The sequence below is a fragment of the Pseudomonas sp. CFBP 8770 genome (assembly GCF_014841705.1).
Classification (GTDB): domain Bacteria; phylum Pseudomonadota; class Gammaproteobacteria; order Pseudomonadales; family Pseudomonadaceae; genus Aquipseudomonas.
This window is the reverse complement of sequence record NZ_JACYUL010000001.1, coordinates 1,014,469-1,040,215: the sequence shown is the minus strand read 5'-3', so window position 1 is coordinate 1,040,215 and position 25,747 is coordinate 1,014,469. Positions and strand designations below refer to the sequence as shown.

Annotated in this window: 13 protein-coding genes and 1 pseudogene; 12 read left to right on the top strand and 2 right to left on the bottom strand. The window is 63.7% G+C overall.

What is annotated here, in order from left to right; all coding sequences use genetic code 11:
• Positions 1-67: 67 nt before the first annotated feature.
• The 4 genes from IFT98_RS04485 to IFT98_RS04470 all read left to right on the top strand — a co-directional run bounded on the left by IFT98_RS04485 (position 68) and on the right by IFT98_RS04470 (position 11,261).
• Complete coding sequence (locus tag IFT98_RS04485) at positions 68-1,141, top strand: FUSC family protein (protein ID WP_192047154.1); 1,074 nt, start codon at positions 68-70, stop codon at positions 1,139-1,141.
• 126 nt (positions 1,142-1,267) lie between these two features.
• Positions 1,268-1,573 carry a DUF6482 family protein gene (locus tag IFT98_RS04480; protein WP_122715265.1) on the top strand — a complete coding sequence of 102 codons (306 nt, stop codon included), beginning with the start codon at positions 1,268-1,270 and terminating at the stop codon, positions 1,571-1,573.
• Between the two features lie 92 nt (positions 1,574-1,665).
• Positions 1,666-10,014 (top strand): GH36-type glycosyl hydrolase domain-containing protein, encoded by an 8,349-nt coding sequence (locus IFT98_RS04475; protein ID WP_192047155.1) that lies wholly within the window; start codon positions 1,666-1,668, stop codon positions 10,012-10,014.
• 116 nt (positions 10,015-10,130) lie between these two features.
• Positions 10,131-11,261: a lactonase family protein gene (locus tag IFT98_RS04470; RefSeq protein ID WP_192047156.1), complete on the top strand. Its 1,131-nt coding sequence runs from the start codon at positions 10,131-10,133 to the stop codon at positions 11,259-11,261.
• A gap of 22 nt (positions 11,262-11,283) precedes the next feature.
• Here the strand turns inward: IFT98_RS04470 and pcsA are convergent, their stop codons facing one another.
• Positions 11,284-12,003 (bottom strand): phosphatidylcholine synthase, encoded by a 720-nt coding sequence (gene pcsA / locus IFT98_RS04465; protein ID WP_240998720.1) that lies wholly within the window; start codon positions 12,001-12,003, stop codon positions 11,284-11,286.
• A gap of 406 nt (positions 12,004-12,409) precedes the next feature.
• Between pcsA and ppnN the strand changes: the two genes are divergently transcribed.
• From ppnN to IFT98_RS04425, 8 genes and pseudogenes are all read left to right on the top strand, one after another.
• The gene (gene ppnN, locus IFT98_RS04460) at positions 12,410-13,783 is read left to right on the top strand and encodes a nucleotide 5'-monophosphate nucleosidase PpnN (RefSeq protein WP_122715261.1); all 1,374 of its coding nucleotides are present in this window, start codon (positions 12,410-12,412) and stop codon (positions 13,781-13,783) included.
• 444 nt (positions 13,784-14,227) lie between these two features.
• Positions 14,228-14,986 carry an enoyl-CoA hydratase/isomerase family protein gene (locus IFT98_RS04455; protein WP_122797723.1) on the top strand — a complete coding sequence of 253 codons (759 nt, stop codon included), beginning with the start codon at positions 14,228-14,230 and terminating at the stop codon, positions 14,984-14,986.
• Between the two features lie 254 nt (positions 14,987-15,240).
• Positions 15,241-16,305 (top strand): ABC transporter substrate-binding protein, encoded by a 1,065-nt coding sequence (locus IFT98_RS04450; RefSeq protein WP_192047157.1) that lies wholly within the window; start codon positions 15,241-15,243, stop codon positions 16,303-16,305.
• Between the two features lie 12 nt (positions 16,306-16,317).
• A complete protein-coding gene (locus tag IFT98_RS04445; protein WP_192047158.1) occupies positions 16,318-17,382 on the top strand; it encodes an ABC transporter ATP-binding protein in 1,065 nt (354 codons plus the stop codon).
• Complete coding sequence (locus IFT98_RS04440) at positions 17,379-19,082, top strand: ABC transporter permease subunit (protein ID WP_192047159.1); 1,704 nt, start codon at positions 17,379-17,381, stop codon at positions 19,080-19,082. Before IFT98_RS04445 ends, IFT98_RS04440 begins: the two co-directional genes overlap by 4 nt.
• Positions 19,083-19,085: 3 nt before the next feature.
• Positions 19,086-20,627, top strand: a complete 1,542-nt coding sequence (locus IFT98_RS04435; RefSeq protein WP_192047160.1) for an AMP-binding protein — start codon at positions 19,086-19,088, stop codon at positions 20,625-20,627.
• A 105-nt stretch (positions 20,628-20,732) separates the two neighbouring features.
• The gene (locus tag IFT98_RS04430; RefSeq protein ID WP_197976533.1) at positions 20,733-21,530 is read left to right on the top strand and encodes an IclR family transcriptional regulator; all 798 of its coding nucleotides are present in this window, start codon (positions 20,733-20,735) and stop codon (positions 21,528-21,530) included.
• A gap of 184 nt (positions 21,531-21,714) precedes the next feature.
• Positions 21,715-23,037: pseudogene (locus tag IFT98_RS04425) on the top strand (substrate-binding domain-containing protein).
• Positions 23,038-23,642: 605 nt separating this feature from the next.
• On the opposite strand, the gene treS reads toward IFT98_RS04425, so the two are convergent.
• The gene (treS, locus tag IFT98_RS04420) at positions 23,643-25,706 is read right to left on the bottom strand and encodes a maltose alpha-D-glucosyltransferase (RefSeq protein WP_122797729.1); all 2,064 of its coding nucleotides are present in this window, start codon (positions 25,704-25,706) and stop codon (positions 23,643-23,645) included.
• Positions 25,707-25,747: the final 41 nt, after the last annotated feature.

Genomic DNA, 25,747 nt, shown 5'->3' with positions numbered 1-25,747 from the left:
TAGGTTCCAGCCCAAAGTCGACAACTGCGTGGCGGACTTATTCCAGGCACCCATGGTCATTTAACGGATGAATGCATTCAAATCTATCGCCCTACCCGTCTGGTTGCGTCGCGTCCTGCGACCATTGCTCGATCCCTACCGCCGTTATCGGCACGCCCGCCTGATCCACGCGGCGCGCATCGTCGCTGCCCTGCTGGTGTCCATTCTGCTGACCAGCGGCTTCAGCCTGCCGCACGGTGAATGGGCTTCGGTCACCCTGCTGATCGTGATCGGCGGCCTGCAGCATCACGGCAACATCGGCAAGAAATCGGTCGAACGTGCCTACGGCACGCTCATCGGTGCCGCGCTCGGGCTGGCGGTGGTGGCCCAGCAGAACTACTTCGAAATGCCCATGGTGACCTACCTGCTGATGTCGGTAGCGTGTGGATTCTTCGCCTACCATGCCATCGGCAAGGGCGGCTATACCGCGCTGCTTTCGGCCATCACCCTGTTCATCGTCGCTGGCCACGGCGACAATCCGATCACCGATGGCCTGTGGCGCACCGTAGACATTCTCATCGGTATCGCCCTGGCGCTGGCGTTCTCGTTCGCCCTGCCGTTGTACGCGGTGTATTCATGGCGCTACAACCTGGCCACCGGCCTGCGCGGCTGCGCCACCATCCATAGCCGTATCATCAGTGGCCAGCCGGTGTCGGCCGACGAGCACTTGAAGCTGATGTCCAAGCTCAACGCGAACATGGTCCAGCTGCGCTCGCTGCTGCCGTCGGTATCCAAGGAAGTGAAGATTTCCATGACCGAGCTGGATGCGATCCAGGGCCACTTCCGCATGTGCCTGAGCACCCTGGAAATCCTCGCCAACCTGCGCCCCAGCGGCAGCGACCGCAATGCCATGGCGCAGCTGCAGCAGTGCCTGAGCGGCGAACACCGACACATTCGCCGGCAACTGGTGGGCATGGCCCGCGCGCTGCGCGACGGCGCCACCGAACGGCTCGAGCGCAACTATGCCAGCGTCGATGCCGACGCGCCCAATGTGGTACCCGGTGAGCTGATCGGCTATCGCCTGCTGACCCTGCAATTGGTCAACAACCTCGATGGACTGCAGCAACTGCTGGCCAGGACCTCCGGGCGCTGGAAGATCTGACCTCGGTTGCAGCCATGGGCCGCACGCCGCCACTGGATTGAACTCCGTCGGTGTGGCCCGCCTCAAACCCTGCATGAGGCAAGAGCGATGGCCATTCCGGTCCATCACGCCGTTTCGAGGTCGTGCATGAACATCGATAAATTGAGTAGTCACGTCAACAATGGCGACGTCAGCGAAGTGAACCTGGTGTCCATGGAAGGTGGCTCGTACGTGCTGCACGCCATCCTGGAAGGCGTGTCACAGCCGGTCGCCGATGCCAAGGGTGCGACCCTGCACGTGGCCTCGGTGGAGGAAGCGCGCAAGGTGCTGTCCGGTGTCGCCGATATCAAGCTGTTTCTGGTGCAGGGCAATGCCCACGATGAAATGATCGGCAACCCCGAAGAAGGCCACCAGGTCATGCGCGAAGAAATCCCCCTGCGTTCCAGCCTGTAACCCGCCTTTCTCCGCAACGACGGCGAACTGTCCAATGGCACATCCCTGGATGTGCCATGCTGCATGGCCCCTTCGGGTAACGGACAACCGCCATGAACGCGTTTCTGAATACCCCCTTCCGAGCTGCCCTGCGCAGCGATCCCTGGCTTGCCACCGCCCCCGTACGTGAAGAACTGTTCGGTATCGAACGCCTCGAGCAGCATGCCCAGAGCCTGGCTGCCGCGCAGACCGTGAGCGCCCGGCCGCCACGGGTGTTGTCATTGCAACGTCGCCTCAAGGATAACGCCCAGGTGCTGCTGGTGGCCTACCGTGCCAGCGCGGCGGCCGTGGCCGATGGAATCGCCGTGGTGCCCGCCGCCCAGTGGCTGCTGGACAACTACCCTCTGGTCGAAGAGCACGTACGCGGTGTCCGCGAGGACCTGCCCGTGGGCTACTACCGCCAGTTGCCCAAGCTGGGGAGCGGGCCCTTCGCCGGCTACCCAAGGGTGTTCGGCCTGGCCTGGGCGTTCGTCGCGCACACCGACAGCTTCTTCGATCCAGCGACGCTGCAACGCTTCATCGACGCCTATCAAAAGGTCCAGCCGCTGACCATCGGCGAGTTGTGGGCAGTGGCGATCACCCTACGGATCGTGCTGATCGAGAACCTGCGACGGCTGACCGATCAGATCACCGCCGCTGACCTCGCCCGCCTGGATGCCGAAGCCCTGGCCGACCGCCTGTTCGCTGCCGGCTGCGCGCAAAGTGCGCTGGACGAGGACATCCGCAGCCGCAACGCCGAGCCATTGTCGGAACTGTTCGCCGCGCAGTTGGCCAAGCGCCTGCGCGACAAGGACCCGATCACGACCCCGGCCTTGGCCTGGCTTGCGCAACGCCTGCACGAACAGAACAGCAGCGTCGGCCAGGCCGTCAGTCACGCCCAGCAGCGCCAGGGAGCTTCCAACCTCAGTGTGCGCAATGTGATCACCAGCCTGCGGCAGATTTCTTCACTGGATTGGGCGCAATGGTTCGAAGACGTCAGCCTGGTGGACACCAGGCTGCGTGCGGGCAGCCGTTTCGCCGCCATGGACTTCACCACGCGCAATCTTTACCGCAGTGCCATCGAACAGTTGGCACGCGGCTCCACCTTTTCCGAACTGCAGATTGCCGAGCAGGCCCTGCAGTTGACCAGCGCCAGGCCCGAGCAGGAGCGCGAGGCCGATCCTGGCCACGTACTGATCGCCGAAGGCCGACCCCTGCTGGAAGCGGCAATAGACTTTCGCCCATCAGTCGGCTTGCGTTGGCTGCGCTGGCAACGGCAGCTGGGCGTCGGCGGCTATGTCGGCCTGCTGCTGGCACTGACTGCAGGCTTGCTGGGCATCCTGCTGGCGCTGCTGCCCGCCGCGCCGGCCTTGTGGTTGACGGCATTGCTGGTGCTGGGCGCCCTGCCCGCCTCACAGCTGGCCAGCGCCCTGCTCAACCGAGTGGTGACGCGATCCTTCGGCGCCATCGCCCTGCCGGGGCTGGACATGCTCGAGGGCGTGCCCAGCCCATGGCGCAGCCTGGTGGCCGTGCCCACGTTGCTGGGCAGCGAGGCAGATCTGCTGGAAGAGATCGAGCAACTGGAAGTGCACTACCTGTCGGGCAACTGTGGCGAGCTGTATTTCGCCTTGCTGGTCGATGGCGGTGATGCCGCTGAACAGCACAGGCCCGGCGATCAGACCCTGCTCGAGGCCGGCCATGCGGCCGTGGCGTCACTCAACCGGCGGCACGGGCCTGGCGAGGCCGGCGCGCGATTCATGCTGCTGCACCGCGAGCGCCGTTACAACCCTGCACAGGGGTGCTGGATGGGCTGGGAGCGCAAGCGCGGCAAACTGCACGAGCTCAACCGACTGCTGCGCGGCGATGCGCACACCAGTTTCGGTGAGCAGACCGTGCCGGCGGACGTGCGTCTGGTGATCACCCTGGACGCCGACACCCGCCTGCCCCGCGACGCGGCGCAGCGGCTGGTGGGCAAGTTGGCGCACCCACTCAACCGACCGCGTCTGAGTCGCGACGGACGCAACGTAGTCACCGGCTACGGCATCCTCCAGCCACGGGTCACGCCGAGCCTGCCGCTCGACGCCGAAGGCTCCCTCTACCAGCGAGTGTTCTCAAGCCCAGGCGGGGTGGATCCCTATGCGGCAGCGGTATCGGACGTTTACCAAGACCTGTTCGGCGAGGGGTCCTATACCGGCAAGGGCATCTACGATGTGGATGCCTTCGAGGCCGCCCTGGACGGCCGTGTACCGGACGACAGCATGCTCAGCCATGACTTGTTCGAAGGGATTCACGCGCGGGCCGGGCTGGTCAGCGAGATCGAAGTGGTCGAAGCCTTTCCGGCGCGGGTCGACGTTGCGATGCGCCGGCAGCACCGCTGGACGAGGGGCGACTGGCAGTTGCTGCCGTGGTTGATGAAGTCGCGACTGCCGGCACTCGGCCGCTGGAAAATCATCGACAACCTGCGTCGCTCGCTGGTCGCGCCGGCCACGTTGGGCGCCCTGCTGGTCGCCTGGTGCCTGCCTGGGCCGGCGGCCTGGATCGCAACCCTCGCCGTGCTCGCCTGCAGCGCCCTGCCCGCGGTGTTGGCGCTGTTCCTGGCCGCGCCGCGCAAGCGCCCGGCGGTACTCTGGCGCAGCCATGGCCAGCGCCTGACCCATGACCTGCGCCTGGCCAGTTGGCAGTTCGTGCTCGACCTGGCGTGGTTGCCCGACCAGGCCTGGTCGATGCTCGATGCCATTTTCCGCAGCTTGTACCGGGTCTTTCACAGCAAGCGCCTGTTGCTGGAGTGGACCACTGCCGCCCAGGCCGGTGCCGCGCCCCGCCCGGGTATTGGCGCACACGCTCGTCGTATGGCGCCGGGGCTGCTGCTGGCCGTGGCCGGTTGCGCCGTGGCGCTGGCCCAGGCGCCTGGCAATGCCGGGCTGATCGTGCCGTTTGCCCTGCTGTGGCTAACGGCCCCATTCATCGCACAGTGGGTCAGCCGCAGCAGTTCGATTACCCCCTCGGCCAAGGTGAACGCCACGCAGGCGCAAGACTTGCGGCTGATTGCCCGACGTACCTGGCGCTACTTCGAAACCTTTGTCACGGCCGACGACAACCATCTGCCACCCGACAATTTCCAGGAACAGCCCCACCCGGTGGTGGCCCACCGCACCTCACCGACCAACATGGGCCTGTACCTGCTGACGGCCGCCAGTGCACGGGATTTCGGCTGGGCGGGCACCCGCCAGACCTTGTTGCGTCTGGAGGCAAGCCTGGCAGTCATGCAGACGCTGGAACGCTTTCGCGGGCATTTCTACAACTGGTACGACACCCAGGACCTGCGTCCGCTGCCACCGGTGTACGTGTCGGCGGTCGACAGCGGCAATCTGGCCGGGCACCTGATCGCGTTGGCCAACGCTTGTGAACAGTGGGCCGAGCAAGGCCCGCTCGACCCGTCCTCCGGCCTGCACGACACCTTGTTGCTGGTCATCGAAGAGCAAGGCCGCAGCCTGCCACTAACCCAGCTACAAGCGCACCTGCAGACCCCGTTCGATCTCGCTCAGCAGGCAGTCGCCAGGCTGCTGGAGGATATTCCGGCCAGCCCTGCCAAGGGCGTCTGGCTGCCAGCATTGAAACAGGCTTTCGCTGATCATCTGGATGATCGCCAACTGCACAGCGACACCTCGGCGCGCCTGCGGACGCTGGCCGACGCCGCGCGGCGCATGGCAATGGAAATGGAGTTCGGCTTTCTGCTCAATCGCAAACGCCAATTGCTGTCGATCGGCTACCGCGTCGCCGAGCAGCAGCTGGACAGCAACTGCTATGACATGCTGGCTTCCGAAGCACGCCTGGCCAGCCTGTTCGCCATCGCCAAAGGCGATGTCGCCACGCGGCACTGGTTCCGCCTGGGCCGCAGCGCCACACCGTTGGGCAATGGCTCGGCCCTGATCTCCTGGTCCGGGTCGATGTTCGAGTACCTGATGCCGTCTTTGGTGATGCGCGCCCCCGCCGGCAGCCTGCTGACCCAGACCCAACGCCTGGTGGTGGAGCGTCAACAGGCCTACGGCAAGTCGCTGGGCATCCCGTGGGGGATTTCCGAATCGGCGTACAACGCGCGCGATCTGGAATTCACCTATCAATACTCCAACTTCGGCGTGCCCGGCCTTGGGCTCAAGCGCGGACTGGGCGATGACCAGGTCATCGCGCCCTATGCCACCGCTTTGGCAACGATGGTCGACGCTCCCGGCGCCTGGGCCAATTTCGCCAAGCTGCGGGGTTTGGGCGCGCTCGGCCAATACGGCTTCTACGAAGCGGTCGACTACACCCCGACACGCTTGCCCGAAGACACTTCGCAGGCAATCGTGTGCAACTACATGGCTCACCACCAGGGCATGACGGTAGTGGCCATCGCCAACGTGCTGCTCGACGGCGCCATGCGCGAGCGCTTTCACCGCGAACCGATGATCCAGGCCAGCGAGCTGCTGTTGCAGGAGCGCATGCCCGCCAATGTCGCAGCCCTGCAGGCGGCTGCCGAACATGGCCACAACCTCGCCGCAGAGACGTCGGAAGGTCGCACCCAACGCGCCCTCGATGGTCTGCCGGTGGCTGCACCCATTACGCATCTGCTGTCCAACGGGCGCTATTGCGTGATGTTGACTGGCCTCGGCACTGGCTACAGCCGCTGGCGCGATTATGCCGTGACGCGCTGGCGCGAGGACCCGGTACTGGACCCGTGGGGCTCGCACGTGTTCGTCCGTGATCTGGATCGGGGCACCCTGTGGTCCGCCGCCGACACCCGCGCGCACGGTTGCCTGGGCGAGGTCACGTTCGCCGAGGACCATGCCCAGTTCATCAGCCACCGTGACGGTTTGACCAGTACCCTGACTGTGCTGGTGTCCGGCGAGGACGACAGCGAAGTGCGCTCTCTGACCTTGACCAACCGCAGCCAGCGCATCCGGCCCGTGGAGCTGACCACTTACAGCGAGCTGGTACTGGGCGTCGCTGCAGCCGACAGCGCTCACCCGGCCTTCGCCAAGCTGTTCGTGGTGACCGAGTACCTGCCCGAATACGCCGCATTGGTGGCTACTCGTCGACCTCGCAGCAGTGAGGAGCCACAGATCTGGGCCGCTCACTTCGCAGTGCTCGACACGCCACTGGACAGCCCGGTGCAATACGAAAGTGACCGTGCCGCCTTTCTTGGCCGGGAGCACACCTTGCTGCAGGCCACGGCCCTGGCGTCCGGCGCAACACTGTCCAACAGCGTCGGCACGGTGCTCGACCCGCTGTTCGCCTTGCGTCACCGCCTCAGCATCGCGCCAGGCCAGAGCGTGGACATCGCCTTCTGGACCGTGGTTGCCGACAGCCGCGAAGCCCTGCTGGGCCTGATCGACAAGCACCATGAGCACAGTGCCTACGAGCGTGCCAAGACCCTGGCCTGGACCCAGGCGCAAGTGCAACTGCGCCATCTGGATATCGACGCCGAGGCGGCAGCCGACTTCCAACGCCTCAGCGCGCCCCTGTTGTACGCTGACGCTCGATGGCGCGCACCCGCGCTGAGCATCCTGCGCGGTGCAGGCAGCCAGGCCGGCCTGTGGCCAATGGGCATCTCGGGTGATCTGCCCATCGTACTGCTGCAGATCGATGACACCGAGGACTTGCCGCAAGTGCGCGAATTGCTGCTGGCCCACGAATACTGGCGGATGAAGCGCCTGAGCGTGGACCTGGTGATCCTTAACGAGCGTGACGCCAGCTATCAGCAGGACCTGCAGATTGCCGTGGAAACGGCGGTACGCAGCAGTCAATCGCGACCCGGGCCCAGCGCGGTATTGAGCCGCGGCGCGGTTTACACGCTGCGGGCCGACCTGTTGCCGGGCGATGCGCGCAGCCTGTTGCTGGCAACCGCGCGGCTGGTGCTGCGCGCCCACAGCGGCGACATCCACGCGCAAATCGGTCTGCGTCCGCCACATGTCGTACCTGAAGGCGAAGCGCAGTGGCCACAGCGGGCGACCAGCGCTGCGAGTACTGCAGGCGCCCCCGAGGTGGCCGAGGAAGTGCTTGAGTGCTTCAACGGCCTGGGCGGTTTTGCCGATGAAGGCCGAGAATACGTTACCGTGCTCGAGCGAGGCGCGCGTACCCCGGCACCCTGGCTGAACGTCATCGCCAATCAGCACTTCGGCTTCCAGGTCTCGACCCAGGGCGCCGGCTACACGTGGGCGCAGAACAGTCGGGAAAACCAGCTTACCCCCTGGTGCAACGACCCGGTAGGCGACCCCAGTGGCGAAGCGCTGTACGTGCGCGACAACGCCAACGGCGTCGTCACCGGGCCCTGTGCGTGGCCCGTACGTGACAACGGGCGCTACAGCGCGCGGCACGGCTTCGGCTACAGCCGCTTCGAGCACACTGCCAATCAGCTGCACATGGGTCTGCTGCAATACGTGCCGCTGGACGATGCCGTCAAGATCAGCCGTCTGAGCGTGCGCAACCTCAGCGACAAACCGCGCCGGCTCAGTGTGTTCAGCTACCTGGAATGGGTGCTGGGCGCGTCGCGCGCGGCGACTGCGGCGGGGCTCATCAGCGAGGTGGATGCCCGTACCGGTGCCCTGCTGGCACGCAACCCGTGCGCCATCGCCTTTGCCGGACGCGTGGCATTTTCCGACCTGGCCGGTGGTATCGGCCATTGGACGGCCGACCGCACCGAGTTTCTTGGCCGCCACGGCCGCTACGCTGCCCCGGCTGCGCTGGCCTCTTCGACGCCGCTGAGCGGTGCCAGCGCCGCCGGACTCGATCCCTGTGCCGCCCAGCAGCATGAGGTGCTGTTGTCAGCCGGGCAGCAGATCGAGCTGGTATGGCTGGTCGGCCAGGCACCGTCGCTGGAGCAAGCACAGCGTCTGGTGCTCAAGTACCGCCACGAACACCTGGACGGTGTGCTGCAACGCGTCCGCGACAGCTGGGCCGACAAGCTCGAAGCCGTGCAGGTGCGCACCCCGGACCGGGCACTGGACATCATGCTCAACGGCTGGTTGCTGTACCAGACCATCGTCTGCCGCCTGTGGGCACGTTCGGCGTTCTACCAGGCCAGTGGCGCCTACGGCTTGCGCGATCAGCTGCAGGATGGCTTGGCCTTGAGCCTGGCAGCACCGCACCTGACCCGCGAACATCTGCTGCGCGCGGCCGCTCGGCAGTTCGTCGAAGGCGACCTGCAGCACTGGTGGCTGCCTCACTCCGGTCAGGGGGTGCGCACCCGCATCAGCGATGACCGGGCCTGGTTGGCCTACTGCACGGCAGAGTACGTCCGCAGCAGCGGCGACGAAGGCGTGCTCGACGCCCCTGTGACCTTCCTTGAAGGCGAACCCTTGGCCAGCGGCGAAACCGATCGCTTCTTCCTGCCGCAAACCAGTGCCTCATCCGCTTCCTTGTACGAGCATTGCGCCCTGGCGCTGGACTGCAGCCTGGAGCAGATGGGCGACATGGGGTTGCCGCTGATCGGCAGCGGCGATTGGAACGATGGCATGAACCGCGTCGGTGAGCAGGGTCGCGGCCAGAGTGTCTGGCTGGGCTGGATGCTGCTGGCCAGCCTGGAGCGCTTCATCGCTCTGGCCGCTCGGCGCAACTGCCCGCGAGCACGGCGCTGGCAGCAAGCCTACCTGCAGTTGCAGAGCGCCCTGGAAACCCACGCCTGGGATGGCCAGTGGTATCGCCGCGCAACGTTCGACGACGGTACGTGGCTGGGTGCAGACGGCAATCAGGAATGTCGCATCGACTCGATCGCACAGAGCTGGGCCGTGCTGTCCGGCGCCGCGCAGCCCGAACGAGCCCAGCAGGCCATGAGCGCAGTGAATGAACATCTGGTGCGACCGGCAGACGGCATCGCGCTGCTGTTCACTCCGCCGTTCGAGCACTCGCCGCACGATCCCGGCTATTTGATGGCGTACCCACCCGGCCTGCGCGAAAACGGCGGGCAATACAGCCATGCGGCCATGTGGGCAATCCTGGCCTTCGCCAGGCAGCACCGCGGTGATGAAGCACTGGTCTTGATCGACCTGCTCAATCCCATCAACCATGCGTTGGACGCCGCCAGCGTGCAACGCTACAAGGTCGAGCCGTACGTGATCGCCGCGGATGTCTATTCGGTTGCGCCCCATGTCGGGCGTGGTGGTTGGACCTGGTACACCGGCTCGGCCAGCTGGATGTACCGCGCCGGCATCGAGGGCATTCTCGGTGTGCGCCGCGAGAAACAATGGCTGCTGCTCGACCCTCGTATCGCGGCCCGGTGGGCAGGGTTCAGCGTGCAGGTTCGCGTGTCCGGGGGGCACGTGCACATCAGTGTGGAGCGCAGCGACGACGGTGGTCGTGGCTGCCTGCTGGACGGCAAGCCACTGGTGCTGGATGAAGGTGTCGCGCGCATCCCATTGGCACCGCACCTGGTCCACTACACCCTGTAGGCGGCGCCTGGCTGGGCACGCTGGCCATCGGCCCAGCGTACCCAGCCGGGGCGCTTTACTTCGTCACCACGCACTCATAGGATGACTGACTACAACAACAAAGCCGAGGTTCTTCCATGCGTAAACATCTGCTTCTTGCCGCCGCCATCGGCTGCGCCGGCGGCCTGGCCCAGGCCAGTACCTTCGCCTATATCTCGAGCCCCGAGGACGGCATGATTTCCCAGTACCGCCTGGACGAGAACACTGGATCGCTGACGCTGGTGCACCAGACTCACGCGGGCGACCAGGTCAACCCCATGGCCCTGAGCCCCGACGGTTCGACCTTGTACGCCGCCCTTCGGGTCAAGCCGTTCCGCGTCATGGCCTATCGCATCGACCCGGCCAGCGGCCAACTGGACGCCGCCGCCGAGGCCCCGTTGGCGGCCAGCCTGGCCTACCTGAGCACCGATCGCAGCGGCCGCTACCTGATGGGCGCCTCCTATGGCGGCAATGTGCTGACCGTACAACCCATAGATGCCGAGCACCGCCCTAGCGAAGACATCAAGGTCTACCCGACCGGCCCCTACGCCCACTCCGTGCGCAGCGACCCCAGCAACCGCTTCGTCTACGCAGGCAATCTGGGCGTGGACCAGGTGCTGCAGTTCACGCTGGATGACAGCAGCGGTGCCCTGGAACCCATCGGCAACGGCCATGCCTCGGTGACTGCCGGCAGCGGGCCGCGGCATATCGCATTTGCGCCAAGTGGGAAGTTTCTCTATGTGGTGGGCGAACTGAGCGGTACGGTCGACAGCTTTTCCATCGACGCGCAGACCGGCGCCCTGACCAAGGTCGCCCATGTCGAAGGCGTGCCCAAGTCGCTGAATCTGGTGCATGGCGAGATTCGCAATGCTGGCAACAACGACCTCAAGGATGATCCGACGCCACGTATCTGGGCTGCAGACATTCGCGTATCGCCTGACGGTCAGCTGATCTACATCACTGAACGCACCACCAGTTCGGTCTCGGCGTTCAAGGCCGATCCTGCCAGCGGCACGCTGAGCTTCCAGGGCAACTACCCACTGCAGGAGAAGCAGCCGCGCAACATCGCCTTCTCGCCCAGCGGACGCTGGTTGCTGGTGACCGGGGAAAAGGCCGACAAGGTGGGCAGCTATGCCGTGGGCGCAGCGGGTGCGCTGACGCGTACGGCAGAAGCGCCTTCGGGCAAAGGCGCCTTGTGGATCGAGATGTTGAATCTGCCGGGCGCTTGACCGGCTAGTGCTTGATCGCCTGCTAGGTGCGCGTGCGGCCGATCCATTCGACCGCCGTGCGCCAGAAGCAGACACCCAGGAAGTACGCCGACATCAAGCTCCACAGACCCATGGCCACCGGGTTGCTGGCGGGGTGGTTGAGGATCAGCACGAAGGTGCACAGCAACCAGATCGACGTCACCGCGATGTTGACCGCCATGAAGCGACGAACCCGGAACGGGTGCAGGAACTTCATCTTGGTAACGGTCAGCAGCGCCAGCCCGACGACGGTGAGCAGCGCGATCCACGGCGACGGCGAGATGATGTACATGCACAGCGCCACCACGTTCCAGGCCGCGGGGAAGCCGACGAAGTAGTTGTCCTTGCTCTTCATGTTGACGTTGCAGAAGCAGAACAACGACGACACCAGAATGATGCTGACGGTGATCAGCAAGGTGAATTCGGGCAATGGAATGTAGCGATAGATGAACAGTGCCGGAATGAACACGTAGGTCAGGTAGTCGATCACCAGATCGAGTGTCGAGCCGTCGAAGTGTGGCAGCAACGACTGGGTGTTGAGCTTGCGTGCCAGTGCACCGTCGACGCCGTCGACCACCAGCGCCAGGCCCAGCCACAGCAGGCAGATTTTCGGCTGGCCGTCGAACAGCGCTAGTGTGGCAAGAAAGGCCAGCACCACGCCGGTGGCGGTGAAGCCGTGGGCGCCCCATGCTTTGAGCGTGGCCGAGGGTCTGATCAGTATCACGGGGTGTTCTCCAGGAAGTAGACGGGCCATGACAACCGCTGGCAGGTATCCACAGCATTGACCCGAAAGCGGCACAAGTAAACCAATGGGCCGCAGCTATCGACCGGGCGTGCGGGTGTAAGGTTCACGACTCGGTCAACGTAAGTGTCACAGGTAACCCGGTGCGCTGCCAAGCGATTCACTGCATTGGAGTTTTTGTGGCGACGGACGTTGACCGCCGCGCGGCACCGCGGAGTAAGATGAAGCCGGTGTCCGACTGCCCCAGGACTGGGGAAGAACCGGTTTTTAACCCGCAGGACCAGCAGACCCAGCGCCCGGCCCAGACCGCCTGGCGCCGGTGAAGTCGCTCATTATCCGGATAGCGCGGCCCATGTGGCCGCGCTGCGTAGCGTTAAGGGAATATAGAATGGCCCCAAGAAATGTGATCAATGCGTCGGTCAGCCCCAAGGGCAGCCTGGAAACCCTCTCCCAGCGTGAAGTGCAGCAACTCAGTGCCGCCGGTTCAGGCAGCACCTATACCCTCTTTCGCCAGTGCGCCCTGGCCATTCTCAATACCGGCGCCCATGTCGACAACGCCAAGACCATCCTCGACGCCTATCGGGATTTCGAAGTACGCATCCATCAACAGGACCGTGGCGTGCGCCTGGAGCTGTTGAACGCGCCGGCGGATGCCTTCGTCGATGGCGAGATGATCGCCAGCACCCGCGAGATGCTCTTCAGCGCACTGCGCGACATTGTCTATACCGAAAGCGAACTGGACAGCCAGCGCATCGACCTGAGCGATTCCCAGGGCATCACCGACTACGTCTTTCATCTATTGCGCAACGCCCGCACCCTGCGTGCCGGCCTCGAGCCGAAGATGGTGGTGTGCTGGGGTGGGCATTCGATCAACTCGGACGAATACAAGTACACCAAGAAAGTCGGCCATGAACTGGGCCTGCGCCGGCTGGACATCTGTACCGGTTGTGGCCCTGGCGTGATGAAGGGGCCGATGAAGGGCGCCACCATTGCCCATGCCAAGCAGCGTATGAGCGGCGGGCGTTACTTGGGCCTGACCGAGCCGGGCATCATCGCGGCGGAAGCGCCGAACCCGATCGTCAACGAGCTGGTGATTCTTCCGGATATCGAGAAGCGTCTGGAAGCGTTCGTGCGCGTGGGTCATGGGATCATCATCTTCCCTGGCGGCGCAGGTACGGCCGAAGAGTTTCTGTACCTGCTGGGCATTCTGATGCATCCGGACAACCAGGGCTTGCCGTTTCCGGTAATCCTGACTGGCCCCAAGAGTGCGCAGGCGTATCTGCAGCAGTTGGACCAGTTCGTCGTGGCGACCCTGGGCGAGGCGGCTCGGCAGCATTACCAGATCATCATCGACAACCCGGCCGACGTGGCGCGGGAGATGACCGAGTCGTTGAAGCAGGTGAAGCTGTTCCGCCGCGAGCGTAACGACGCCTTTCACTTCAACTGGCTTTTGAAGATCGAGGAAAGCTTCCAGCGGCCGTTCGACCCGACCCACGCCAACATGGCCAACCTTGAACTCAGCCGCGCCCTGCCCCCGCATCAACTGGCGGCGAACCTGCGTCGGGCGTTTTCCGGAATCGTGGCGGGCAACGTGAAGGACAAGGGCATCCGTCTGATCGAAGAGCATGGCCCGTACCAGATCCGCGGTGATGCCGCGATCATGGAACCGCTGGACAAACTGCTGCAGGCATTCGTCGAGCAGAACCGCATGAAACTGCCAGGTGGCGCAGCCTACGTGCCGTGCTACCGCGTAGTGACCTGACCCGCCCCCGCACGGTGGGAGCGGTCATCGGCCGCGAAATCCCACCGCGTACTACCTGACACTCCCCGCCGCGCCCTTCGCGGCCACGGACCGCTCCCACAGATCAGCGCTTGCTGTGGGAGCGGTCATCGGCCGCGAAACTTCCACCGCGCAAGACCTGACACCCCGTCGCGCCCTTCGCGGCCACAGACCGCTCCCACAGATCAGCGCTTGCTGTGGGAGCGGTCATCGGCCGCGAAACTTCCACCGCGCAAGACCTGACACCCCGCCGCGCCCTTCGCGGCCACAGACCGCTCCCACAGATCAACTCACTCTGTGGGAGCGGTCTGTGGCCGCGAATCTTTCAGTCTTTTACTCAAGCCCAAGATTTCCACACAAACCTGTTGCGCATGCTGCGAGATAATTCTATCGTTATTCCACATCAACTATCGCATTGAGATAAATATGTCAGACATCGTGCTAGAAATAAAAGGGCCTGTCGCTGTCATCACCCTCAATCGTCCGGCCGTGCTGAACGCCTGGACCACGCCGATGCGTAACGAAATCATCGAAGCATTGAACGGCTACAACACCGATCCGGCGATCAAGGCCGTGATCATGACCGGCGCTGGCGACCGTGCTTTTTCGGCAGGCCAGGATCTCTCCGAAGCCCATGATTTCGACGGTGATCGCGCTGTGGAATGGGTCGGCGAGTGGGAGCGCTATTACGCCACCTTGCGCGGGCTGTCCAAGCCACTGATCATCGCCCTGAATGGCACTGCGGCCGGTTCGGCGTTTCAGGTCGCGCTGCTGGGTGACATCCGCGTCGGCCACCCGGGCGTGCGCATGGGCCAGCCAGAGATCAACTCGGGCATCCCCAGCACTACCGGTCCGTGGATCATGAACAGCATGCTGGGCATGTCGCGCACCATCGAGCTGACACTGACTGGTCGTTTGATGAATGCCGATGAATGCAAGCAGATCGGTTTGATCCACCATCTGGTGCCGGCTGATCAGGTCATGAGCAAAGCCCTGGAAATCGCCCAAGAGCTGGCCGCCAAGCCCCCGATCGCCATGCGTCTGGACAAGCAGCGCTTCCGCGAAATGAGCGAGCCCGGCTTCAAGGATTGCATCGCAGCCGGCCGCCGCCTGCAGAAGGAGGCCTACGACTCCGGCGAGCCACAGCGAATGATGGAAGCCTTCTTCAAGGCCCGCGCCAAGTAGAAGCGGTCATCGGCCGCGAACGGAACACCGCGCAGCACCTGACACACCGCGGCGCATCTTTCGCGGCCACGGACCGCTCCCACAGGCGCACAGCATTCACCCTGTAGAAGCGGTCATCGGCCGCGAACGGAACACCGCGCAGCACCTGACACACCGCACGGCGGCGGCCATGTACCTACCCCGGCTATTGCAACAATTTGACTGCCGACGTCCTGACTACCCAACGATCCATTCGTTTTCTGTAGGAGACTGTCATGCACACACCTTCCAACCCCGGACGCCGTCGGTTGCTCAAGGCCGGCGCCACGGTCGCACTGGTCTGCGGCCTGCCCAGCGTGGTCCGCGCCGCCGATAAACAGATCATCGTCTCCGACCCCGGCGGTCCCTACACCGTGGCTTACCGCAAGGCTTTCTACGACCCCTTCGAAAAAGCCACCGGCATCAAAGTCATCAGCGTCGCACGTGAATCCCAGCCAGTCGCGCAATTCTCGGCCATGGTCAAAACCCGCAATTACGTGTGGGACGTCACCACCCTGACCATTTCCGCCGACATCCCCTACCTCGAAGCCCAGGGTTTCCTCGAACCCATCGGCTTGTCGGCGAGCGAATACCCCGACCTGCTTCCCGAAGCCATCACCGCCAACTTCCTGGGTGTCGACGTGTACTCCACGGTGCTGGCCTACCGTACCGACACCTTCAAGGACGGCAAGGGCCCGCAGAGCTGGGCGGATTTCTGGAACGTCGAGAAATTCCCCGGCCGCCGCTGCCTGCGTCGCAGCCCGCTGGACACACTGGAACAGGCCCTGCTGGCGGACGGCGTCAGCCTCGACGCGCTGTACCCGCTGGACGTCGACCGCGCGTTCAAGAGCCTGGACAAGATCAAACCGCACATCGACCTGTGGTGGACCTCCGGCGCGCAAGCCATGCAGGCCATCCAGAGCGGCGAAGTCGACATGATCTCGGCCTGGAACGGCCGCGCCCAGGCCGCCATCGACAACGGCGCGCCGGTGCAGATCGTCTGGAACCAGGGGCTCTATTCGATCGAAGGTTGGGCCATCCCCAAGGGGACTCCACACGCCGACATGGCCAAACAGTTCGTGCGCTTCTGCGCCGATGCCAAGCGCCAGGCCGACTTCACCGACACCCTGGCCTACGGACCGACCAACCGCAAATCCTTCGAGTTCATCCCCGCAGAGCGCGCGGCGCTGCTGCCAACCGCCCCGCAGAACCTGGAACACATGCGTCTGCCCAGCCCTGCTTGGTGGGCAGAGAACCGCACTGCCGTGACCGAGCGGTTCAACGCCTGGATCTTGTCGTAAGGGAGTCGATGCATGAGCGTGAAACTTGAAACCCGTGGCCTGGGCAAGACCTATGGTCAGTTCGTCGCCCTGCAACCCACCGATATCCAGGTGCGCGAAGGCGAGTTCCTGACCCTGCTCGGGCCTTCGGGCTCAGGCAAGACCACCCTGCTGCAGATGATCTCCGGGTTGGTTCCACCGGACAGCGGGCAGTTGCTGATCGATGGCCAGGACGCGACCCACATCGCCCCCGGAAAGCGCGGCATCGGCCTGGTGTTCCAGAGCTATGCGTTGTTCCCGCACATGAGCGTGCGCGACAACGTGGCGTACGGGCTGCGCATGCGCAAATACCCCAAGGCCGAAGTCAACCAGGCGGTCGACGACGCCTTGGGCATGGTGCGCATGGAGGATTTCGCCCATCGCTACCCGAACGAACTGTCCGGTGGCCAGCAACAACGGATCGCCCTGGCCCGCTGCTTCGCCTACCGCCCGTCGATCATCCTGCTCGACGAGCCGTTGGGCGCCCTGGACAAGAACTTGCGCGAGCACATGCAGTTGGAAATCCGCCGCATGCACAAGGAGCTGGGGGCTACGTTCATCTATGTCACCCACGACCAGGAAGAGGCGCTGACCCTGTCCGACCGCATCTGCCTGATGAACCGCGCGCGCATCGAACAGCTGGCCACACCAGAAGAACTCTACGATCGCCCGGCAACCCGCTTCGCTGCGGAATTCATCGGCCACTCCAATCTGCTCCAGGGCCAGCGCGACGGTACCGGCCACCTGCAGGTCGAGGGCCAGCGCCTGGACCTGGCTGGCTGCGCCGGGCATCAGGCGCCCAGCGCCGGGACCGAGGCGTTCCTGCTCATCCGGCCCGAAGCCGCGCGCTTGACCGAACCCGCTGCCGGCCTGCTGCAGGGCATCGTCGATGAATGCGTGTTTCTGGGCAGCGACACCCGCGCTCTGGTCCGCCTGCCTTCGGGCAACCGCTTCAGTGTGCGCTGTTCCCGCGAGCTCAGTCCGCGCGTCGGCGATCCGGTTGGCATCGCCTGGAATTCCACACGGGCCACTTTGCTGCCCGCGCAGGCCACGTCATGAACTGGCGCAAAGGCCTGATTCCGGCCATCCCCGCCCTGCTTTTCCTGGCACTGTTCTTTCTGCTGCCGGTGGCGGAAATGCTCATGGGCAGTTTCCAGAACGCCAGCGGCGAGCTGAGCCTGGGCAATTTCGAACGGATCGCCTCGACCCCGGTGTACGCCCGCGTGCTGGGCATTACCTTCTGGATCTCGGCGCTGACGGCCGTGCTGTCGGTGCTGCTCGCGTACCCAGTGGCCTACTTGCTCACTCGGCTCTCGCCCATGGGTCGCGAGCGTTGGCTGCTGTGGATCATGCTGCCGTTCTGGACCAGCTACCTGGTCAAGACCTATGCCTGGATGCTGCTGCTGTCACGCAAAGGCCTGCTGACCACGCTTGCCGCCGACGTGCTGGACAACCCGTCCGGCCTGGTGCCCGCACTTTCGGGGGTGCTGATCGGCATGGTCCACTCGATGCTGCCCCTGGCGGTGATCACCCTGCTGCCGATCATGCGCAGCATCGACCAGCGCCTCGCGCCGGCCGCACAGACACTGGGCGCCAGCGGTTCGATGAGCTTCTTCAGCATCTTCCTGCCGCTCTCGGCCCCAGGCATCGCCGCAGCAGGTCTGCTGGTGTTCATTACCAGCCTCGGTTTCTTCATCGTGCCTGCGCTGCTGGGTTCGCCACGGGAAATGATGGTGGCGCAGTTGGTGATTTCCTCGGTGCTCGACCTGTTCGACATGAACTTCGCCGGTGCCCTGTCGGTGGTCCTGCTGGCCTGCTCGCTGGTAGTGTTCGTGATCTACGACCGCATCGCCGGGCTGTCGTCGCTCGGCGGCGAGGCGCCCAAGGAACGTCAGTCCGGAATGGGCCTGCAGATCCTGATCTGGCTGGGGCACTGCTTTTCGGGCCGGGGCAAGGCGCCGCGGCGCAGTGGCGATGGCGCCCTGTTGACCGGTTACAGCGTGCTGCTGGTCATGCTGCTGATCCTGCCCGTGCTGGTGGTCGTTCCGCTGGCATTCACCAGCAGTCCGTTCATTGCCTTCCCGCCCAAGCTGTTCAGCTTGAAGTGGTTCGAGGAGTTCTTCACGTCCGCCGTATGGCAGGCGGCCTTGTTCCGCTCGCTGGGCGTCGGGGTGGCCACTGCACTGCTGGCGCTGGTGTTGGGCTTCGGTGCGACCCTGGCCTTGACCCGGGTAAGCGCGGGTTGGCGCAAGGGCCTGTTCGCACTGTTCATCGCCCCACTGATCGTGCCGCGCATCGTGATTGCCCTGGGCCTGTTGTATCTGTTTTCCAGGCTTGGCCTCGCGGGCAAGGACATCGGCCTGGTGCTGGGCCACACGGTCTTGGCCCTGCCCTATGTAGTAGTCACCCTGTCGGCTGCGTTCAAGCAGTACGACTGGCGCCTGGACGATGCCGCACGGATTCTCGGCGCCGGTGCGTTCACGCGACTGCGCACCGTGACCCTGCCGCTGATGTCGGCGAGCCTGGTCTCGGCGTTCCTGCTGGCCTTCATCACTTCGTTCGACGACCTGACCATCGCCATCTTCGTCAGTGGCGGCATCAATACCACGCTGCCCAAGCAGATGTGGGACAGCATCCAGCTGGCACTCACCCCCACCCTGGCTGCGGTTTCCACCACCTTGCTGGTGTTCATCGTGTTGTTTGCGGTGATTGCCCAGTGGGTATCGCGGCGTTCCACTTCCAAACGTCAAGGGCTCTGAACGATGCATCCATACACTCGCTTCTTCCCGCATCGCATCAGCCACGATCAGCTCACCACCGCGCCGCTGATCCACGCCGGCCTGCTGATCGACGACCACGCCGTGCGCGTCACCTTCGAGGGCCGATCCCTCGCTACTCTGGAGTTGCGCCAACGGGTCGCGGCCTTGCAACAGGTATTGGCTGACCGTGGCCTGCGCGCCGGACACAGGGTCGCGGTCATGCTGGGCAACAGCGACGACCAGATCGTGTTGATCTACGCATTGATCCTCTGCGGCCTGGTATGGATTCCGATCAACACCAAGCTGCGCGGCCCTGGCCTGGACTACCCGTTCGAGCACGCGCGTCCGGACCTGGTGGTCGGCGACGCCGAATTTGCCGCGCGTCTGGCGGACAGCGCCGCCGCGCAGTTGACCTATGTTGGCATCGACGCACTGCACGAGCAGGCCTTGGCCTACCCGGCAGCGACGCTGCGGCTCGAGGACAGCGCGGCCGATGCCACGCTCTGCGTGATCTACACATCCGGCACCACCGGCGCGCCCAAGGGCGTGGTGTTCACCCACCGCATGCTGCGCATTGCCAGCGAGGCGGTTCTGCAGGTGGCCGACGTCAAGGCAGGTGACCGCCTGCTGTTGTGGGAGCCGCTGTGCCATATCGGTGGCGCGCAGATGCTGCTGATGCCGTTTCTGGCCGAAGTCAGCCTGAACGTGGTGCAGCGCTTTTCCGCCAGCAAATTCTGGGCGCAGTGCGTGCAAGTGCAGGCGACCCAGTTGCATTACCTGGGCGGGATCATCGATATCCTCATGCAGCAGCCCGCCGAGCAGTGGCCTGCTCGGCATAGCCTGCGGACCCTTTGGGGTGCGGGTGTGAGCCTGACCAATTGGGCGGCGATCGAGCAACGTTTCGGTTGTCCTCTGCGCGAGTGCTACGGCATGACCGAGTGTTCCAGCTTCGCCACCTTGAACCGTACCGGCAAGCCGGGCTCGATCGGTCGCGCGTTGCCCTGGCTGAGCGTGGAACTGCTGGATAGTGACGGTACACCGGTCGAAGTGGGGCAACTGGGGGAAATCGTGCTGTCCAGTGAAGTCGAAGGCGTTTTCCTGCCTGGCTATCTGGACAATCCCCAAGCCACGGCGGGCGCCTTGCGCGAGGGCCGGCTGTTCACCGGTGACATGGCACGCATGGATGCCGAGGGCGACCTGTTCTTCGTCGGCCGCCGCACCGACAGCATGCGCGTGCGTGGCGAGAACGTTTCGGCTTGGGAAGTGGAGCGGGTGTTCAGTGCCCATCCTGCGGTGAAAGCCTGCGCGGCGCTGGGTGTCGAATCGGCGGTGGGCGAGCAGGAGATTCTGCTGTTCGTGCAACTGGAGGCCGGCACAGCTGCGCAGTGGCCAGCCATGCGCGAATGGGCGGCGCTGCGCTGCGCGTCCTATCAACTGCCGCGCTACTACCGGCAAGTCGAGCAATTCGAGCTGACGCCCAGCGAGCGTATCAAGAAGCATCTGTTGTCCAGGGACGTGAGTAACGCCTCGGACAGTCACAGTTGAACGACTGGCTGTGAGCGGCCTGTGCGGTAACGGTTTAGTGAATAGCGATAGAAAGTGCCGGGTAACTGCCGGATAATCGATTTTTTTCACCAATGTGTTGCGTTCATGGCCAGTACTCCGAAGAAACCCCCTGCCGACCCAACGGCCTCCTCGCTCTACGTGCAGTCCGTCGACAAGGCCATGAAAGTGCTCATGGCCTTCGACGGCAGCCAGCGGCAGCTGTCGCTGTCCGACATCGCCGGGTTGACCGGCATGGACCTCAGCGCCGCTCAGCGCTTCACCCACACGCTGGCAACCCTGGGCTACCTGAACAAGGACAGCAGCAAGAAGTACGAGCTGTCGCCGCGGCTGCTGGACTTCACCTACCACTACCTGACGTCCAGCGAACTGGTCACCCGTGCCGCACCCTACCTGCAGCAGTTGAGCGCGGACACCGAAGAAGCGACCAATCTGACGGTGCTCGACGGTACCGACATCGTCTATGTGCAGCGAATCGTCAGCCGGCACGTATTCAATGCCAGCGTCATCATCGGCACCCGCCTGCCGGCCTGGTGCACCGCGCCGGGCCAGGCGCTGCTGGCGACCTACAGCGACGACGAGGTAAACGATATCTTCGACCGCAGCCAGTTCGTCCAGCACACACCGGCGACCATCACCGACCGCGGGCAGATCTGGGCCAGCATCGAGCAGATTCGCCAGCGCCGCTATGCGCATACCGAAGACCAGTTTTTCTATGGCGACGTGTCGACGGCGGCGGCCATCGTCGATGGCAATGGCCGGGGCATCGGGGCGGTGAACCTTGCGGTATCTCGCTCACGCTGGGTGCCGGAGCGCGACAGCAAACGCTATGCAGACCTGGTGATCAGCGGGGCGTCGTCGATCTCGGTCAAGCGCAAAGTTTGAGCTTCAATCGAAGAAGGCGTCGTGCCCTTCGCGGCCGATGACCGCTCCCACAGGGGCATCGCGAATCGCTGTAGGAGCGGTCATTGGCCGCGATAGGTTCTAGGTGATCCACCTGAAATGCACCGTCATCCCCCTGCAACATCACTGTCTTAATCTGCGAGGCTTCCCGACCCGGTGAGCCGCCATGCGCCGTCTGCTTCTCATTCTGTGCATCCTGAGCCTGGGCGTGAACCTGAGCACAGGCGCCCTCGCCGATTCGGCCACCTTGCGCATCCGGGGCTCCAACACCATGGGCGCGGCGTTGGTTCCGGCACTTATACGCGGGCTGCTCGAAGCCCGCGGTTTGCATGATATCCAGACGCTCAGCCCATCCCCCGGCGAACAACTGATTATCGCCCAGACCCAGGACGGCACTTCGCTTCGCTTCGAAGTCGGCGCCCACGGCTCAAGCACAGGCTTCGACAGCCTATTGGTCGGGCAAGCCGATCTGGCCGCCTCCTCCAGGCCCATCAGTGACCAAGAGCGCAGCCGACTGGCGTCCCTGGGCGAGCTCACCAGCTTCGGCGCCGAACACGTGATCGCCATCGACGGCGTGGCCGTGATCGTCCATCCCGACAACCCCTTGCGGCAGCTGACCACCCGCCAGCTTGCCCAGGTATTCAGCGGCGAAATCCACGACTGGAACGTATTAGGTGGCCGTGGCCCGATCCATGTTCTGGCCCGCGATGACCGCTCGGGCACATGGGAGACGTTTCGCGACCAGGTACTGACCCCGCATGCCAAGCGCCTGACGGCCGATGCGGTCAGGCTCGAATCCAGCGAGCAGCTGTCGGATCGGGTCAGCGCCGATCGTTACGCCATTGGCTTCATCGGCTTGGCTTCGGTGCGCAATGCCCGCGCGCTGGCCATTGCCGATGGCGACAGTCGGTTCATGGCACCTACCATCAGCCTGATCGCAACCCAGGACTACCCCTTGAGCCGAAGGCTGTACATGTACAGCCCGCCAATGCGCCCATCGCCATGGGCCGACGCATTGATTGCTTTCGCGCAGAGCGAACCGGGGCAGGCAATCGTTGCCCAGCAAGGTTTCGTGGCGCAAACGGTACAAGCCATGACTGTCCCCGTCTCGCCCGACATGCCTGCGCTGTACCGGTAATTGGCTCGTGAGGGCCGGCGCCTGTCGGTGAGTTTCCGTTTTGCCGAAGGCAGCGCGACGTTGGATAACAAGGCTTTGGCCGACGTGGTAAGGGTGCAGGATTACCTGCGCAGTCATCACCTGCTGCAGAACAAGACCACACTGGTGGGGTTCGGTGATGCCAAGGATGATTCCGCCCGTGCGGTGCTGTTGTCGCGGCTACGCGCCATGGCGGTACGCCGGGAGCTGGCGAAGGCGGACGTGGTGTTCCGCAATATCCAGGGCTTTGGCGCGCAACTGCCGGTGGCGACCAACGAGGTCGACGAAGGCCGGATCAAGAACCGTCGGGTGGAGGTCTGGGTAAACCCATGAAGAAAGACACGGTGCCGTGGCCGATGGCGGACACAAAGTGTTACCGGTGATGCGAGCGCGGGAGCAGATACGGGTAACAAGGGAACAGATCTGCGTCACTCTGTCACATGCAGAGTGCTCAAGAAATTCAACTATCTGATTTAGAACGATTTTTAAAAGTTGGCACGTACCCTGCTATGTCATACGTACAACAATAACAACAACGCGATAAACCAATAACAACAAGACGAAACGACTCTGACATAACAAGAACAAACGCGACAGAGACGTAGCTAACAGATTTTTTTGGAGAGGAAATGCTTTTCAGGGGCTTGCCCCGCAGCCAGGTAGAGAACAACAAAACTACGCTCAGTAGCTACCCACTGGTTGGATCGATGATAAAGGCAGATCAGCGCTCAAAAAAATACGTTTGCTCTTGACCCCGCTTGGGGGTCGCACAACAAGCGACAAGGGCCACGACTGACAAATACAACAACAGGTCGCCCCTCAATAATAAAAAAGAGCATGCAACACACCCTTGAGGGGAGCCCAGGCTCCCCTCAGTGCTTTCCGCCATCTGGCTTTGCAAGCCCTGGCGTGTATCGCACACCAGGGCCTGCAAGCGGTCAGATCGGCGAGGCACTCACCACACGCAGGGCCAGACCCTCATACGGATCCAGGGTAATGGTGAATTCGCCGGCTTCAGTCAAATCACCCTCGACCCGCTCGTTGATGATGTCTACCACTGGACCCGCAGCGATACCCGGCAGATGCAATGTCTCCACGATTGGTTCATTGCTGAAGTTCAAGGCGGTGATCTGGGTACCCTTGCCGGCGGGCAACTCGTGCACCATCAGCAACAGGCCAGGGTGTTGCACATCCGGAATCAGGATTTGCTTGCTCGCGGCGATGTCATAGGCCCGGCGCACGGCCAGAATCTTTTTCAGCTGCGAAGCGAAGCTGTCTGGACGCTGCAGTTGGTCGACCAGGTTGCCATAGAGGGTTTTCGGACGGGGCATGTTGCCCGCAGAAAATTCAGCCTCAGGGTCGAGCCCTACGAGGTCGTAGGCGCCGCGATGGATCCAGCGCGTATCACCGTCTTCCATCAAATGAGCGACCTGCTCGGCTGGCAGAGTAAGCGCCCCGACCAGATCCCAGCCCGACAGCGCGAACACGCCGGGTTGCATGGCGTTGTACATGACCAGCAGCAGGTGAATATGCTGGATCTGCTTGATGTCCTGATCGGTGATCGCCTCCAGATCGCGGATGCCCAGTGCCGCCGTGATGATACTGGCGGTGGTGCAGGACACTCCATTGGTGACGAATTTCAGGTTGTAGGGTGCATGCTCGCCGGCCAGGCGCTCGTACATTTCCTCGCGGATGTGCTCGCGCAGAATGTTGCCGGGGAAAGTCTGCCCTTGGTACAGATAGGTATCGTGGGCGTGCAGCGTCCAGAAGTGCACCAGCTCGAGGGTCAACTCGTCGTGGTTCTGCAAGGCGTGAATCAACGAAGCCGGATCGATACCGAAGGCATGCACCTGGCGCAGCATGAGGCGCAGGAACTCGGTATTGCCCAGCAGCAGCGCGTGTTGGTAGGCGGGGCGCGTGATGAAATCGTAGGACAGGTCCGCGCCGCCATGGGACATCGAGGCGATGTCGTCAATGGTGAGGTTCAGTTCCTGGAAGCTGAAACCACCGGCCTTGCGAATGGCGCCACCTAGCAGCTGGTTGCCGTTCACCGACAGCGGATGGCTTTCCGACCAGGCCGGACCTTCGGCACGACGCTCGACGCCGAGGAAACCGTTGGCGTCCAGACGCAGGATGCGCGCGCCCATGACGTCGATGGAATGCAGGGCATCACCGATGATCATCTGCTGCGCGGCAAAGGTCGGGTCCAGCCAGTTCAGCGATGGCTGGCCTTCCTTGAAGTAGTGCAGGTAGACCCAGCGTCGCGCCTTGCCGTCCACGCCAACCACCACTGGGGTCGCACTCCAGTCGGTTTCCTTGACGCCGGGTTCGAAGAAGATCACACGTTGCAGTTGGCCAACGATGTAGTGCTTTTCCTTGAGGATGTCGCAGACTTCCGGGGTCAGGTTGATCGCGTCGCGCCCAGCCGGCACTTCAGGCAACAGGCCCCAGTCTTCTTCCTTGATCTCGACCATGTGGTAGAGACCTGGATAGTCGGCATGGGCCATTTCGGCCAGGCGGAAATCCGCGCCTTTGCCGGTGTGCGAAGGGATCGCGTCGTCGATGACCACGGCGTTGTGCGCTGCAGCCATGCGGCTGAGCTGGATCATGTCCGCTTCGGTACCCAGCTCGGGGTCGATGTCGAAGCTCATGCGGTCGAAGTTGCCATCGACGCTGGGCGTACGATCACGTCCACGCAGACCGCCGGACAGCTTCAACGGGCCGTTGTGAATACCCTGGATGCCGATCTCGGACAACGCATGCCACAAGGTTTCATCGCCGAGGGCCTGCAATACCGAGCCCTCCTCGCGGGTGACAATGGAAGCCGGGTAGGCCGTGAACCAGACCGAAGCAATGGCTGATGCATCCCGAGGTCTGGCCTGGGCGTAGGGTCGTTGCCACAGCCGCGCTTGTCCGGCATACAGCTTGGCGCGCTGTTTGGCCGTATGCAGCATGGACTGGTCGACCAGCCACTGGATGTAGTCCTTGTCCGGCGTCGTCATCGTTACTTGCCCTCGAAAAGTGTCCTACAGTAAGAGTACGA